This is a genomic window from Brucella tritici (assembly GCF_008932285.1).
Taxonomy (GTDB): Bacteria; Pseudomonadota; Alphaproteobacteria; order Rhizobiales; family Rhizobiaceae; genus Brucella; species Brucella tritici.
Window position 1 is genome coordinate 23,963 of sequence record NZ_WBVY01000001.1, and the last position, 14,955, is coordinate 38,917.

The window sequence follows — 14,955 nt, forward strand, 5'->3', positions numbered from 1 at the left end:
GGAGACAACTATGGCCGAAACATTCGATACGATTTTGAAGGGTGCAACCATCGTCAATCACGACGGTATAGGCCAACGCGACATCGGTATTCGCAATGGTCGCATCGCTGCCATAGGCTCTCTATCCATACATACGGCAGGTGAGGTGATCGATTGCACCGGCCTGCATATTCTGCCCGGCGTGGTGGATAGCCAGGTCCATTTCCGCGAGCCCGGTCTTGAACACAAGGAAGATCTCGAAACCGGTTCACTCGCCGCTGTTCTGGGCGGGGTAACCTCCGTTTTCGAAATGCCGAACACCAAGCCGCTCACCACTTCCGCCGAGATGCTGGAAGACAAGATTCGCCGTGGCCGTCATCGTATGCACTGCGATTTCGCTTTCTGGGTCGGTGGTACGCGCGACAATGCGAAGGACGTTGTCGAACTGGAACGTCTGCCGGGCGCTGCCGGCATCAAGGTTTTCATGGGATCGTCTACCGGCGATCTGCTTGTTGAAGACGATGACGGTGTTCGCTCGATCCTGAAGAACACGCGCCGTCGCGCGGCCTTCCACTCTGAAGACGAGTTCCGGTTGAAGGAACGCGAAGGCCTGCGCGTGCAGGGCGATCCGTCGAGCCACCCGGTCTGGCGCGACGAAGTTGCAGCACTGCAATGCACGGAACGGCTTGTACGCATCGCACGCGATACCGGCGCCCGCATTCACGTGCTGCATATCTCCACTGCCGAAGAAATCGACTTCCTGAAAGATCACAAGGATGTCGCGACCTGCGAAGCAACGCCACACCATCTCACCTTGTCGGCAGACGATTACAAGACACTCGGCAATCTCATCCAGATGAACCCGCCTGTCCGTGACAAGCGTCATCGCGACGGCGTGTGGAAGGGCATTGATCAGGGTATCGTCGATGTGCTCGGTTCCGACCACGCTCCGCACACGCTGGAAGAAAAGCAGAAGCCTTATCCAGCTTCCCCGTCCGGAATGACAGGCGTGCAGACACTGGTGCCGATCATGCTTGATCACATCAATGCGGGCAGGCTCACGCTGGAGCGCTTCGTCGATCTCTCCAGCCACGGTCCGAACCGTATTTTCGGCATGGCGCGCAAGGGACGTATTGCAGTCGGCTACGATGCCGATCTGACCATCGTGGACATGAAGCGCCGCGAAACGATCACGCATGAGCAGGCCGGTTCGAAGGCTGGCTGGACGCCCTATCACGGCAAGACTGTCACAGGATGGCCGATTGGCACTTTCGTGCGTGGCATCAAGGTAATGTGGGAAGCGGAAATCGTGAACGCCAACAAGGGTGAGCCGGTAGAATTCCTCGAAGCATTACCGCATCGCTGAGGGTCGTCCCGTGTTCGTTGTCAACCTGACCTACATCAAGCCTCTTGAGGAGACCGGGAGGCACCTCGAAGCGCATCGGGAGTTTCTGGACCGGCAATATGCGGATGGCGTTTTTCTGGCTTCCGGGCCGAAAAATCCACGAGACGGCGGCGTGATCCTCGCAAGCGGTAAGGTCAGCAAGAGCGAACTGGACGCGATATTGAGGCTTGACCCTTTCAGGCGTCACGGACTGGCAACCTATGATGTCGTCGAGTTTACGCCAGCGAAATATGCGTCTCCTCTTGGTGATCTTCTTTAAGATACGGAGCTTGTAACATATTGGCGTGATCTGTCCCCTGATTGTCAGTCAGGTGGCTTTTGATCCCGGTTGCAAGGCGTATTCTCTCCCTATAGTCTTTTACAGGGAGAACAAAAATGTCCGCTCAAGATACGGTTTTGCTGGTTATCGACGCTCAGGAGTCATTCCGCCACCGGCCTTACTACCGGGACGAAGAGGTTGGTGCCTATATTGAACGCCAGCAGGCGCTTATCGATGGCGCCAGGCGTGCCGGTATTCCGGTGGTGCAGATTTTTCATGTCGAAAATGAAGGCCCGTTCTCGGAAGCATCGGGTCTGGTGAAAGCGATTTCGCCCCTGTCGATTGAGCCCGATGCAGTCTTCCGCAAGCGTCGTCACAGCGCGCTGGTCGGAAGCGGACTTGATGTCTGGCTGGTTGCCAATGGTATCCGTCGTGTGCTGGTTTCCGGTATCCGCACAGAGCAATGCTGCGAGACGACAACACGGCAGGCATCGGATTTTGGTTATCATGTCGATTTCGTCAGTGAAGCGACATTGACCTTCCCGATGACGGACGCAACTGGCCGTGAATGGAGCGCTGCCGACATCAAGGCTCGCACCGAGCTTGTTCTGGCCAATCGTTTTGCCCGCATCGTAACCGTGGAACAGGCGCTGGCTGCGCCGGGAGAGCGGAAGGCAGCATGAGTGACCATGCGGACATTGTCCGGATAATTCCGGTTTATGTCGTTATTCCGCCACGTGTGCTTCTGCTCGACGTGGCGGGACCGCTTGAGGTTTTGCGCAAGGCGAATCTTGAACAGCATAAGGTGCGTTTCGAGGTTCATTATATTGGGCCTGCGCCGACCGCGCTCAGTTCCATCGGCCTGCCGGTGGCGGGGGTGGAATCTTTGCCGGAGGCCCTGCCACATGACGCACTCGTCATTGTTTCGGGTGCGTCTGACATTCCACTCGGAAATGTGGAGTTCGACAGAACCGCGGATGCCGTTCTGGAAAAGGAAATCGTTTTATGGCTTCGCCGGGTGGTACGTCCCGGTGTGCGGCTGGTGACGATCTGTTCCGGTGCGTTGCTCGCAGCACGCGCGGGATTACTCGACGGCTATTCCTGCACCACGCACCATTTGACGCTTGGCGAACTTGAACGGCTGGCCCCTGCCGCGCGCGTGTATGAAAACAGGCTGTTCGTTGAAGATGGTGAAAGGCTGACGAGTGCGGGCATCACCGCAGGCATCGATCTGATGCTGCACATTGTTGCCGGACTGACCGATCACGCCACGGCGCTGGCGGTTGCGCGTTATCTGGTCGTTTATTTGCGGCGCAGCGGCAATGACCCGCAGCTATCGCCCTGGCTTGAGGGGCGAAACCATATGAACCCGGTTGTGCATCGCGCACAGGATGCCATCGCGCACGATCCGGCGGCGGATTGGTCGGTGGAACGACTGGCGGATATTGGTGGGGCAAGCCCGCGCAACTTCTCGCGTCTGTTCAATGAATATGCCGGAATGACGGTGACGGACTATGTCAATCGGCTCAAGATCAGCCTTGCGCGCGAGATGCTCTTGAACTCCGGGCTCGATATCGAGAATGTTGCGGCGCAGGCGGGGTTTGCTTCCGCACGGCAGTTTCGTCGGGTCTGGCAGCGCATCTACAATGAGCCACCGAGCCGCGTACGTTTTGGCGTCTGATTATTCGCCCGCAGTGAAGAAGCGCCAGCTACCGTCCGGCCCGATGCCGATACTGTAGAAGATATAGCCGCCTGCCTTTTTCATATCCTCAAAATCACCGGCGGTGACAATTTCGAAAAGCTCCACGATCTGCGGCGGGGTCAGCTTGTCGAGAGGCATGGCGTAGAAATAGGGCCAGACATAAACTTCGTCGTCCTTGCCTGCATTCAGATGCACATAGCCCGTATCCAGCAGATCGACGATGATAGCCAGAACTTCACGGCCCGCTTCGTCACCCGAGAGCGATTTGAGAAAATCGATAACGTCTTCCTCGTGGTCCTCGAGCGAGAGTTGGGTGGCCTTGTCCTCGACGCCGAGGAGCGGCCGCAGCTTCTCGATGTCACCGGAACGTGCTGCTTCCAGCATACGTTCACGCGTCAGCCTTACAGGTTCGGGCAGCTTGTCGAAATCGCGATGGATTTCCGGCATGGGCTTGGAGGATGCTGCCGGGGCAGGCTCATTGCCGGGGGACATTCTTGGCACCGCGCGAGGAAGTGCTCCGGGTATGGGGATTGGGGAGGGGGTGTCGCCTTCATCGGCAACGGCGCGGGCACCGGGGCGTTGCAGGAAGTCTGATTGATCCGTCAGTGCGACGTCAAAAGAGTTTGCTGCGGCGGCGGGCAAGGTAATGCCGCAGGCAAGGAATAACCCGGTCAAAAAAGCTCGGGGCGAGGCGGAGTTCCTGATCGGGAATGACATTGGGCGCAAGAAGAGGGACGCCGGGAGGGAACTGCTGCGCCGGTCTGGTCCCGCGACCGGCGTATCAATGCTATTGAAGAATGCGCTGCGGCAGGAAGGTTCCCGCTACAATCTGTTCACGCATCTTCTCAATCAGCTCCAGCGCACAATCGTCGCCTGCTTCACGGATCAGTTCAGTAAGCGCGGTCGTAAAGGCTGCTTCGGCAAGGATTTCCGGTTCGATACCTTCCGAGATACCGTCCGCCCAGGCCTCGTTATGATATTCGATTGCGACGAGTTTCTTCTCGCGCTCAATCATTTCGTCCAGATCGGCCGGTGCATGTTCCATAGATTTCATCCTGGCTTTCGCCTTTCTGTTGCACTGTCGGTGTCTCACCGTTTCGCGGGAGCTCAACCACCTGGCAACGTGACTGCCTTCTTAAGACAGTGTTAACAGATTATCACGGATTTGAACGAACTAATCCCGTCAATCCGCACAAGAGTGAATGATTGGTTAATTTCCATAGCGCGAGATGATCTCGTTCGACAAGTCCTCGCCTTCCTTCATGTAGCGATCAATCGCCGCAAGCGCCGAAGGGGTGCAGCGGGTGTAATTGTCGCTGAACACGCGATACCCGTGATTGAAGCTCGAAATCAGCCGCACCCGTTCGGCTTCGGAAGGCTTTTCCGCCGACACAATCGCGTCCATCCGATCGCGCCATTCGCTGCCAGCTTCGCCGCACAGATTGCGCAGATAGTGAAGCGAGCCGAGAATTTCGGCGAGCCGCAACATCTTCCCTTCATAGGGCGCGTCCTGAGCCAAAGCCGGAGATGCCACCCCGACCCACAAAGCGATCGAGAAGCAGATAGCCGGTCGAAAAAACGGAATGCTTTTCAATCGAAAACCTCTCACCTGAAAATGAGCTATTGCTATAAATAGGGGCCTCTTCAAGGCAGATCGCTAAACAGGATTAATATCCAAACGCTCGTCTTCATTTTCCGCCACCGCGCGGGCGACATCGAGAGTACTGTCCGTCACCTTTGCAAGCGCCATTTCTTCTATCGTCAGCCAGTGAATGGATGCAGCATCGTCTCCGGCGACTTCCTGACCCGAAACCTGCCAGGCCCGGAAGACGGACAGATAATAGCTCTTGTCATATGCCTTCCCCTCAAGCGCCAGATCTACAGTTATGACGTGCGACAGGGTCTTTGCATCAAGCGCTGTTTCTTCCTTGAGTTCGCGGATCGCGGCTTGTTCGGACGTTTCGCCTGGTTCGATACTTCCACCCGGAAAAGCAAGCCAGCCTTTCCACGGCTCTTTTCCGCGCTCGACCAGAAGAAAGCGCCCTTCGCGTCTGCAGATCAGCGAAACACCATGAATCTTCAGAGGTATCGGAACTACGGGAACTGTTTTCATCATGCTCTAGCTATGATCGTGCAAACAGCGGTTGGCAATGGAAAAGCGCCCCTTGACCGCTTGGCAAAAAACTTAAACATGCTCACTATGTGTGGACGTTTTTCATTGACTGCAAGCCGGGAAGAGCTGGAAGCCTTCGTGGCCGCATTGATCGCAGAGGATTTTCCTCCACGATATAATATCGCGCCAACGCAGCCCATCTTGACCATTCTGGGCGGGGAAACGCCGCCGCCGGGCAGTAACAGGCCGGATCGCGTCGGATTGCTGGTGCGATGGGGGTTTGTTCCGTCATGGGTCAAAGACCCGAACGACTGGCCGCTCATGTTCAATATCCGCTCCGAGACGGCGGCAGAGAAGAATTCGTTCCGTGCAGCGCTGAATCACAGACGCGCCTTGATCCCGGCATCGGGCTTTTATGAGTGGCGCCGTGAAGGCAAGAACAAGGCGCAAGCCTACTGGGTGCGCCCGCGCAAGGGCGGCATTGTCGCTTTTGGCGGCTTGATCGAGACATGGAGCAGTGCGGACGGATCGCAGATCGATACCGGAGGCATATTGACGACGAGTGCCAACGGCCTGTTGCGACCGATCCATGAGCGGATGCCGGTTGTCGTACAGCCGGAAGATTTTGCGCGCTGGCTGGATTGCAAACGTTTTCTGCCGCGCGAAGTGGCGGATATCATGCGTCCGGCTCAGGAGGATTTGTTTGAAGCGATACCGGTGTCGGGCAAGGTCAACAAGGTCGCCAACACGACACCCGACTTGCAGGAACGTGTAGAGGAACAGGTTTCTTCGGAGCGTTCAGTGCCGAAACGAAAGAACAAGCCCGAATCCGATGACGGAAATGGCGGGCAGCTTTCGATGTTCTGACAGTGACCGCCAGTCTTGCTGGACTGGCGCTATGTGTTACGCATCCACCGACTTTGATCGCCGAGCCTGCGGCGCTCCAAGGTCTTTTCGTTGCATTATCCTACGCAAAACCGTTTCGCACTTTTGGCTCGGAAATGCTCCAGGCGCTGAACGACATCAGCTTCTTCAGCCTGTCTTCTTGACGGCGAGAATGGAACGCCGGCGATTGTCGTTACGACCGTCGCTGCTGCGCTGCGTTGCGTTCAGCAATGCTGCAACAAGCACGGCAGGCCCGATTTCGCGGTATTTATCAACCAGTCGGTCTTGGCGGGGTTGCAGTTCACTCTTAGACATTGGTCCTTCCTTTCGATAATGCCTGCTCACCATTTTGTGATTGATTGAGACCGAATGAAGGCTGTTTGGAGCCGGTTTTGCGGTTTTCCGGTTAACGCTGGAGAGGGCGCTCACAGGTTGCAAAAATACAACAAAGACGGCGATCCGGCTGTTTGCGGCAGGGCAGGGTGACTTTTGGAACAGGCACTTAGCGAAAGCTCTTGACGGAGGCACTCCCGCTGAGGATAAGTGCAATCATGAAAACGCCGACCACGATCATTTGTATTTGTGCAATTATTATTGGCTAGCAGCCTGCTGGCCCGGCCGTTTTCGTCTCCCTTTCATAAAAATTGGATGATAACGCCCCGGTCAGTCGGCTGCGGTCAGTTGCGCTTAGCATTTCCAGCAAAAGTGCGAAGCGGTTTTGCGTGGGATAATGCGTGAAAACAGTAGCTGGAGCAGTGCCGCATATTGTTTGAGCGGAACGGTTCCAGCAGGTCTTTTTGGGGAATATTTACAATGGCTTATGCGCCGCAACTGCGTCTGTACAACACGCTGACCCGCACGAAGGAGGAGTTTTCTCCCATCGATGCCGACAATGTGCGCATGTATGTCTGCGGACCGACGGTTTATGACTTCGCGCATATAGGCAACGCTCGTCCGGTGATCGTTTTCGACGTGTTGTTCCGTTTGCTGCGTCATGTCTATGGCGCGGAACACGTCACCTATGCGCGCAACATTACCGACGTCGATGACAAGATTAATGCGCGCGCCGCGCGCGATTACCCTGATCTATCCTTCAATGAAGCCATTCGTCGGGTGACGGAAAGCACGAACGAACAGTTTCAGGCTGACGTGACGGCGCTTGGTAATCTACAGCCGACCGTTCAGCCGCGCGCTACCGAGCATATGGACGAGATGCGCGCCATGATTGATCGCCTGGTGAAGCTGGGTGTAGCCTATGTGGCCGAGGATCATGTGCTCTTCTCGCCGTCGGCCATGAACGAGCGGAACGGGCCGCGTTATGGCGCGCTTGCCCGCCGCTCGCTGGATGAGATGCTGGCAGGCGCCCGCGTCGACGTAGCATCCTATAAGCGGGACGAAATGGATTTCGTCTTGTGGAAACCGTCGAAGGAGGGCGAGCCAGGCTGGTCCTCTCCCGCAGGGATCGCGGTATTGGGCCGTCCGGGCTGGCATATCGAGTGCTCGGCCATGTCGATGGCCAAGCTGCTTGAGCCGTTTGGTGGCGGATTGAAATGCGATGATCCGCTGAAGAATCAGTTCGACATTCATGGCGGCGGTATCGATCTCGTATTTCCGCATCACGAGAACGAAATCGCGCAATCATGCTGCGCATTCGGCACCGAGCGGATGGCGAGCATCTGGATGCATAACGGCTTCCTGCAGGTCGAAGGCCAGAAGATGTCGAAATCGCTTGGCAACTTCATCACCATTCGCGATGTGCTGAACGAAGGCCTGCCGCAACTGGGTGTATGGGACGACGTCGATGCGCATGATCGTTGGGTTGGCCTGGCGGCTCGCCTTTCGATGCTGCAGACGCATTATCGCGAGCCGATCAACTGGACGGCGCAGCGTCTGGCAGAATCTGCCGACGAACTGCATCGCTGGTATGGCTTGCTGCGCGACAGGAATTTCGAATTGCCGGAAACGCTGACAACAGTTGGCGAGGTGGTCGAGGCCCTGTCTGACGATCTGAATAGCTGGACGGCGATCACCGCATTGCGCAAGGCTTTCAAGGCACGCGATGTCGCCGGATTGGGCGAGGGCATGGCTCTGCTGGGCCTGTTCGATCCGCATTTCGTTACGGCTGAAGACATTCCGGTCTTTGCGAAGGCCGAAGTGGATGGTGAAGCCATTGAAGCACGTATTGCGGAGCGCCTGCGCTTCATCAGTGAGAAGAACTGGGCTGAGGCTGATCGCATTCGCGATGAACTGCTTCAGGAAGGTGTTCAGCTCAAGGATGGCAAGGACCCGGCAACGGGCGAACGCATAACCAACTGGGATGTGGTAGGCTAGAGCGTTTCCAGTTTAAATTGAACTATTGGAAATGCTCTATCTATTTGATTTTACGCATTATCCTACGCAAAACCGCTTCGCACTTTTGCTGGAAATGCTCGAACAGGCTTGCGGAGTAGGGAGGATGACATGACGCTTGATAACAAACCGATCTATACCGGTGGTTGCCAGTGCGGTGCGGTTCGCTTTCGCGTTGACGGTGCGATGGGTTCCGCATCGATCTGTCATTGTCGCATGTGCCAGAAAGCGTTTGGCAATTTCTATGCGCCTCTGGTGTCGGTAAGTGATGCGAAGCTGGAATGGACGCGCAACGAGCCTAAGCGCTTCCGTTCGTCCAATCATGTGCAGCGGGGCTTTTGTCCTGAGTGTGGCACGCCGCTTACTTACGAGGCACCCGACGGGATCGCGCTCGCCATCGGCGCATTCGATGCGCCGGAGGAAATCGAGCCGACGATTCAGTGGGGCATCGAGAAGCAGCTTCCCTATGTGCCGGAACTTGCAAGCCTTCCCGGCTATGCAACGGAGCGTGATCCGGAGAGCATCGAATTCGTAAGAACGATGATTTCCTATCAGCATCCCGACTACGACACTGAAAGCTGGCCGCAACAGCAAGGTTGACCGGACCGCAGACCCACCGACAGGCAGGCACAATGGCACGCGAACGCATCTATATCTACGACACCACCTTGCGGGATGGACAGCAAACCTCACCCGTCCGCCCGCAGCCGCGAAGCGTGCGAGGACGGACAAAACCTGAAGCGGGTGGTTGCTGTCCAGTCCGAATGCGGGGAGCAGAATAATGGCACGCGAACGCATCTATATCTACGACACCACTTTGCGGGATGGACAGCAGACACCCGGCATTGATTTTTCCGTGGAGGACAAGAAGTCGATTGTCGCGCTGCTGGAGGAGTTGGGTGTCGACTATGTGGAAGGCGGTTATCCGGGCGCCAACCCGACTGATACGGCCTTCTTCAAGCGTCGCCAGACCGCACGTGCCAAATTTGTGGCCTTCGGCATGACGAAGCGCGCAGGCGTTTCGGCATCCAATGATCCCGGCCTTTCCAGTCTGCTTCAGGCCTCTGCCGATGCCGTTTGTTTCGTTGCCAAGAGCTGGGACTATCATGTCCGCCTGGCGCTCGGCTGTACCAATGAGGAAAATCTCGAGTCGATCACGGCTTCCGTCACGGCTGCTCGCATGGCAGGGCGGGAAGCGCTGGTCGATTGCGAGCATTTCTTCGACGGATACAAGGCCAATCCCGAATATGCGCTTGCCTGTGCCAAGGCTGCCTATTCCGCAGGTGCACGCTGGGTTGTGCTTTGCGATACGAATGGCGGCACGCAGCCGTCGGAAATTGGCGAAATTGTTGCCGCCGTGACGGCTGTAGTTCCAGGCGAGAGCCTTGGCATCCACGCCCATAATGACACCGAGCAGGCGGTGGCCGTCTCGCTCGCAGCTATCGATGCGGGTGTGCGCCATGTGCAGGGAACGCTCAACGGTATCGGCGAGCGTTGCGGAAATGCCAATCTCGTTTCGCTGATCCCTACACTGGCGCTGAAACCCTATTGGGCAGAGCGTTTCGAACTGGGGATCAAACCTGCTGCACTGAAGGGGATCACGCGGATTTCACGTGCCTTCGACGATATCCTGAACCGTCCGCCGACGGAGCAGGCACCCTATACCGGCACTTCCGCATTTGCGACCAAGGCCGGAATTCATGCTTCCGCGCTTCTCAAGGAACCGCAGACCTATGAGCATGTGCCGCCGGAATCCGTCGGTAACAGCCGGCGTGTCATGGTGTCGGATCAGGGCGGAAAGTCCAATTTCATCGCTGAACTGGAACGTCGCGGTATTCGCGTTGCGAAGGACGATGTCCGTCTCGACACGTTGATTGCCGTGGTCAAGGAGCGCGAAGCCGAAGGCTATGCCTATGAAGGCGCGGATGCGAGTTTCGAGCTGCTCGCGCGCAATATGCTGACGCCACAGCCGGAATTCTTCAAGGTCGAATCCTTCCGCTGCCTCGTCGAGCGGCGTTTCGATGCCAACGGCATGTTGAAGACTGTTTCCGAAGCCGTGGTCAAGGTTGAGGTCGATGGCGAGGTTCGCATGTCTGTCGCCGAAGGGCACGGCCCGGTCAATGCCCTCGATATTGCATTGCGCAAGGACCTTGGGCGGTTTCAGGCCGAGATCGAGGATCTTGAGCTGGTGGACTTCAAGGTGCGTATCCTCAATGGTGGTACAGCCGCCATCACCCGCGTTCTGATAGAATCCGGGGATGCGACCGGCGCTCGCTGGCGCACGGTCGGCGTGTCGGACAATATCATCGACGCGTCCTTCCAGGCCCTGATGGATTCGGTCAATTACAAACTGATGAAGAACCGTTCGATGGCCGGATTGGCTGCTGCTGAGTAACCCATCTGTTCACGGCGATTGATGCTTCGATCAGTTTAATTGAATGGATTTTATGGATTGTTGAGCGCATAGCAGGTGAAGTTCGATGCTTCGCCTGCTGTATTTGGCTTGCGACATTTTTAGTTTCGCCGAGGAGAGAGGCATGTCCGATCAGACCATCACCGATACGCGCCTGTCTGACGGGTCGCGCGGGTTTCTGATGGCAATCGCAGCCTATGGGCTATGGGGCGCGCTACCGTTCTATCTCAAGGCACTTGGCCACATTCCGGCGATGGAAGTCGTGTCGCATCGCGTGATCTGGTCGGTTCCGGTCGCGTTGGTGCTTCTTCTTGTGCTGGGGCAGTTCAAGGATATTCTCAATGCCGTGCGTCAGCCGCGCATGCTGGCCATGGCTGCTCTGACAGCCGGGCTTATTACCATTAACTGGTCGATCTATGTCTGGGCCGTTGCCCACGATCAGGTGATGGGGGCGGCACTTGGCTATTACATCAATCCGCTGTTCAATGTGGTTCTGGGCGGTTTGTTTCTCGGCGAGAGGCTGACCAAGGTTCAGTATGTCGCTGTCGGGTTTGCCTTTGCGGCTGTGCTTTTGCTGACCGTCAATGCAGGCGGTCTGCCATGGGTATCGCTGGCGCTGCCGCTGACCTTCGGCCTTTATGGTTTCTTCCGCAAATCACTGCCAATGCCGCCGCTGCAGGGCTTCACGCTGGAAGTGCTCATCCTGTGCATTCCGGCACTTGGCTATGTGTTGTGGCTGGCGGCAAACGGTCAGGATCATTTCTCGACAGGCCCGGCGTTTAACGTGTCGATGTTGCTTCTGGCCGGGCCTTTCACGGCTATCCCGCTGATCCTCTATGCCGGTGGCGCAAAGCTGTTGCGCTATACGACGCTTGGCCTCATGCAGTACATGACGCCGACGATGTTGTTTTTCTTTGCGATCTTCATCTTCCACGAACCGTTCTCGACCGCGCAGCTCGGTGCATTCGCGCTGATCTGGGCTGGGCTCGCGCTCTATACGTGGTCGATGCTGGTTGAACATCGCCGGGGGCGGGCTACTGCATCGGTCCGAAAATAGGAACCGATTTTCGGAAAGCACGATGCGTAGATTAATAAGTTAGAGCGTCCTTTGTGCGTCCAAGAGGACGCACGGCGCTCTAGAGGCCTGATCTTCACAATTCGCTGAATGTGATTCTCTTACGGTGGATATCCTGCCGTAAGCCTTATTTTGGCCGCTGTCTTTACCACTCATCCGCCGATAATCCAGTGGTGGAGAATTGTTCAAAATGGTCTTCTGGTTAGCGCCAGCAAACGAAAGAAAAGTTGCTGCGACGGCGGAGCCAGATTTTGCGGCTTTCAAGGCGGCCTTGAAGAGCGAGCCGCTTTCCTCTCACAGCCTGAAGCCATTCCGCCAGGTCCGGTTTTCCCTGCATACGCATTTGCGGTTCTGTCTGGCGCTGATAGCCGCAATGGTCATTGCTGGCGGCGGGCTTCTGTTTACGACCGGGCGGCTTGTCCGTCATGGCCGCGCGGCACAGCCGGTCATGGTCAATCCGGCGACGCTAAACAGGAGACGCGCAGCGTCGAAAGAGGCAAGACTGGCACCGGAGATCGGTATTGACCAGGGAAGCCGGGTATCCCGACGCATTGATATTGCTGAAGGCGTCGAGGATGGTGACGCGCGCCTCTACACCTACCAGCATGTGGTGCTCGATCTCAAAGGTTCCAGCCGTGCTGCCATAGACGACACGCTCCGCGGAGAGATTTCCGTACCGAAATCCTTGCCGAAACGGCCTGAGGAAGAACTGGAGCGGGGTGTTCCGATCAATGTCAGCCTCGCCAAACCGGCCGTTGCTTCGGGCGCAAAGGTTCACGAGATCATTGTCGCACCGCAGTCGCGCGAGCGATTGGGCGCATTGTTGCAAGCGGCCGGGATTGCGGTTGAGGACAGCAAGCGGCTTGAGGAAGCCCTGGCGCGAACAGAACTGGTGCCCGGTGACAATCTTGAACTGCTGGTCGACAAATCGAGGCAGCATGCCGATGGAGAGCAGCATATTGCGCTTGCGCGCTTCGAGCATGGCGATATCGACAAGGCAATTTATGGACGCGCCGATGATGGCGTTTTCCGCGCCACGGGCAATGAGCGCCTTTTTGCTCGCCTGTCGCGCGATGCGATGCTGACGGCCTATCATCCGCAAAATGCGGTCAGCAATAGCGGCTCGATTTCGTCGCGGCTGGAGCAGGCAGGCGCACCGAAGGCAATCGTCGGTGAAGTCGAGAAGCTGGCTTCACAGAATGGTATTTCACTAAATGGCGGCAAAAAGCCCGATTTGATCGATCTTCTATTCCGCAAAAGCGCAGAGACAGAACCGGAACTGGTTTTCGTTGAGTTCACGACCGACGGTAAAAGCCGCCGCCTGTACCGTCACGAAGGCAATAACGGTGCCGACTATTTCAATGAAGATGGTTCGTCCATGACGAAATATCTCATGCAGAAGCCGCTGCCGAATGGCCGTCTCAATGATGGTTTCGGCTGGCGCATCCATCCCGTTCTGCATGTTCGCAAACACCATAACGGGGTCGATTACGATGCACCGATCGGCTCGCCCATCGTTGCGGCGGGCGACGGTGTGGTGGAGTTGATCTCGTACCAGAAGGGATATGGCAAATATGTCCGCATACGCCATCAGGGCGGCTATAGCACAACCTACGCGCATCTTGCATCGGCCAAGAAGGGCCTGAAGGTCGGTGATCGCGTGAAGCAGGGAGATGTGATCGCCTATGTTGGATCGACGGGCTACTCGACCGGCCCGCACCTCTATTACGAGCTCAAGGTCGGCGACCAATATGTCGATCCGTTGACGGCGCGTCTCAATGCAGGCGAAAAACTGACAGGCTCATCGCTGAATAGCTTCCGCGAAGAAATTGACCATGTGGGTCAGATCGTCAATGAAATGAAGCTGCCAGTCATGCCCGCTGCACCCGAAGTCACGAAGTCAACTTCGGGGAAGGGTGGGCGCCATCACTGATTACTTTATCGGGCGATAGGCGTTTGCCAGCGCGACGAACTCTCCGACGCTGAGCGTTTCTGCGCGACGCGTTCCGTCGATACCGGTTTTTTCGAGAAGCTCGGCTCCGCCCACCGGTTTCAGGCTCTGGCGCAACATCTTGCGACGCTGTCCGAAGGCGGCCTGCGTGATCTGTCCAAGCGCATTGGCGTTGCAAGGCAGCGGATTTTCACGCGGAATGATATGAACGACCGACGACATGACTTTCGGCGGTGGTGTAAATGCCTGCGGCGGCACATCAAAACTGATCTTGGAAACTGTTCTCCACCCGGCAAGCACACCCAGACGTCCATAGTGATCACTGTCCGGTGTCGCGACGATACGTTCGGCGACTTCCCGCTGGAACATCAATGTCATGGACGAATAGAAGGGTGGCCATGGCTCGACCAGCAGCCAGTTGATAAGAAGCTGCGTGCCGACATTATAAGGCAGATTGGCGACGATGCGCGGCTTCGGCCCGTCTGGAAACAGCGCCGAAAAATCCTGCTCAAGCGCATCGCCGGAGATGACGCGCAGACGACCCGGATAATGCGCTTCAATCTCTGCGAGTGCGTCGAGGCATCGTTCATCGCGCTCGATTGCCGTAACATAGGCACCTTGTGCCAGAAGCGCGCGGGTCAGGCCACCAGGGCCTGGGCCAACCTCAATAACAGGCTGATCCTGCAGATTACCCGCCTGACGGGCGATTTTCGATGTCAGATTGAGGTCGAAAAGGAAGTTCTGGCCGAGCGATTTCTTCGGCATCAGATCATGCCGTTCGATTACCTCGCGAAGCGGGGGAAGGCCATCAATACTCATGCCAT

The 14,955-nt window shown here is 56.8% G+C and carries 16 protein-coding genes; 10 read left to right on the forward strand and 6 right to left on the reverse strand.

Annotated elements, in window-relative coordinates:
- Positions 1 to 10 precede the first annotated feature (10 nt).
- From F9K94_RS00130 to F9K94_RS00145, 4 genes are all read left to right on the forward strand, one after another.
- Positions 11 to 1,345 carry a dihydroorotase gene (locus tag F9K94_RS00130; protein WP_061347295.1) on the forward strand — a complete coding sequence of 445 codons (1,335 nt, stop codon included), beginning with the start codon at positions 11 to 13 and terminating at the stop codon, positions 1,343 to 1,345.
- A 10-nt stretch (positions 1,346 to 1,355) separates the two neighbouring features.
- Complete coding sequence (locus F9K94_RS00135) at positions 1,356 to 1,643, forward strand: YciI family protein (protein WP_151642934.1); 288 nt, start codon at positions 1,356 to 1,358, stop codon at positions 1,641 to 1,643.
- Positions 1,644 to 1,759: 116 nt separating this feature from the next.
- Complete coding sequence (locus F9K94_RS00140; RefSeq protein WP_151642936.1) at positions 1,760 to 2,326, forward strand: isochorismatase family protein; 567 nt, start codon at positions 1,760 to 1,762, stop codon at positions 2,324 to 2,326.
- On the forward strand, positions 2,323 to 3,324 hold the full coding sequence (locus tag F9K94_RS00145; protein ID WP_151642938.1) for a GlxA family transcriptional regulator: 1,002 nt from the start codon (positions 2,323 to 2,325) through the stop codon (positions 3,322 to 3,324). Before F9K94_RS00140 ends, F9K94_RS00145 begins: the two co-directional genes overlap by 4 nt.
- Here the strand turns inward: F9K94_RS00145 and F9K94_RS00150 are convergent, their stop codons facing one another.
- The 4 genes from F9K94_RS00150 to F9K94_RS00165 all read right to left on the reverse strand — a co-directional run bounded on the left by F9K94_RS00150 (position 3,325) and on the right by F9K94_RS00165 (position 5,458).
- The gene (locus F9K94_RS00150) at positions 3,325 to 4,062 is read right to left on the reverse strand and encodes a hypothetical protein (RefSeq protein WP_151644062.1); all 738 of its coding nucleotides are present in this window, start codon (positions 4,060 to 4,062) and stop codon (positions 3,325 to 3,327) included.
- 70 nt (positions 4,063 to 4,132) lie between these two features.
- Positions 4,133 to 4,390 (reverse strand): hypothetical protein, encoded by a 258-nt coding sequence (locus F9K94_RS00155; protein WP_061347299.1) that lies wholly within the window; start codon positions 4,388 to 4,390, stop codon positions 4,133 to 4,135.
- A 165-nt stretch (positions 4,391 to 4,555) separates the two neighbouring features.
- The gene (locus F9K94_RS00160; RefSeq protein ID WP_369798344.1) at positions 4,556 to 4,930 is read right to left on the reverse strand and encodes a TIGR02301 family protein; all 375 of its coding nucleotides are present in this window, start codon (positions 4,928 to 4,930) and stop codon (positions 4,556 to 4,558) included.
- Between the two features lie 72 nt (positions 4,931 to 5,002).
- Positions 5,003 to 5,458 (reverse strand): NUDIX hydrolase, encoded by a 456-nt coding sequence (locus F9K94_RS00165; protein ID WP_192799442.1) that lies wholly within the window; start codon positions 5,456 to 5,458, stop codon positions 5,003 to 5,005.
- An 87-nt stretch (positions 5,459 to 5,545) separates the two neighbouring features.
- Between F9K94_RS00165 and F9K94_RS00170 the strand changes: the two genes are divergently transcribed.
- Positions 5,546 to 6,325 carry an SOS response-associated peptidase gene (locus F9K94_RS00170; RefSeq protein WP_151644064.1) on the forward strand — a complete coding sequence of 260 codons (780 nt, stop codon included), beginning with the start codon at positions 5,546 to 5,548 and terminating at the stop codon, positions 6,323 to 6,325.
- Between the two features lie 165 nt (positions 6,326 to 6,490).
- Here F9K94_RS00170 and F9K94_RS00175 read toward each other — a convergent pair whose 3' ends face one another.
- The gene (locus F9K94_RS00175; RefSeq protein ID WP_061347302.1) at positions 6,491 to 6,658 is read right to left on the reverse strand and encodes a hypothetical protein; all 168 of its coding nucleotides are present in this window, start codon (positions 6,656 to 6,658) and stop codon (positions 6,491 to 6,493) included.
- A 498-nt stretch (positions 6,659 to 7,156) separates the two neighbouring features.
- Here F9K94_RS00175 and cysS point away from each other — a divergent pair, with 498 nt between their 5' ends.
- The 5 genes from cysS to F9K94_RS25000 all read left to right on the forward strand — a co-directional run bounded on the left by cysS (position 7,157) and on the right by F9K94_RS25000 (position 14,113).
- On the forward strand, positions 7,157 to 8,674 hold the full coding sequence (gene cysS / locus F9K94_RS00185) for a cysteine--tRNA ligase (RefSeq protein WP_151642942.1): 1,518 nt from the start codon (positions 7,157 to 7,159) through the stop codon (positions 8,672 to 8,674).
- Positions 8,675 to 8,803: 129 nt separating this feature from the next.
- Complete coding sequence (locus F9K94_RS00190) at positions 8,804 to 9,292, forward strand: GFA family protein (protein WP_151642944.1); 489 nt, start codon at positions 8,804 to 8,806, stop codon at positions 9,290 to 9,292.
- A gap of 181 nt (positions 9,293 to 9,473) precedes the next feature.
- On the forward strand, positions 9,474 to 11,087 hold the full coding sequence (gene cimA / locus F9K94_RS00200) for a citramalate synthase (RefSeq protein ID WP_151642948.1): 1,614 nt from the start codon (positions 9,474 to 9,476) through the stop codon (positions 11,085 to 11,087).
- A gap of 142 nt (positions 11,088 to 11,229) precedes the next feature.
- The gene (gene rarD / locus F9K94_RS00205) at positions 11,230 to 12,162 is read left to right on the forward strand and encodes an EamA family transporter RarD (protein WP_061347306.1); all 933 of its coding nucleotides are present in this window, start codon (positions 11,230 to 11,232) and stop codon (positions 12,160 to 12,162) included.
- Positions 12,163 to 12,370: 208 nt separating this feature from the next.
- Positions 12,371 to 14,113: a M23 family metallopeptidase gene (locus F9K94_RS25000; protein ID WP_151642950.1), complete on the forward strand. Its 1,743-nt coding sequence runs from the start codon at positions 12,371 to 12,373 to the stop codon at positions 14,111 to 14,113.
- Here the strand turns inward: F9K94_RS25000 and rsmA are convergent, their stop codons facing one another.
- Complete coding sequence (gene rsmA, locus F9K94_RS00215; protein ID WP_061347308.1) at positions 14,114 to 14,950, reverse strand: 16S rRNA (adenine(1518)-N(6)/adenine(1519)-N(6))-dimethyltransferase RsmA; 837 nt, start codon at positions 14,948 to 14,950, stop codon at positions 14,114 to 14,116.
- Between the last annotated feature and the right edge of the window lie 5 nt (positions 14,951 to 14,955).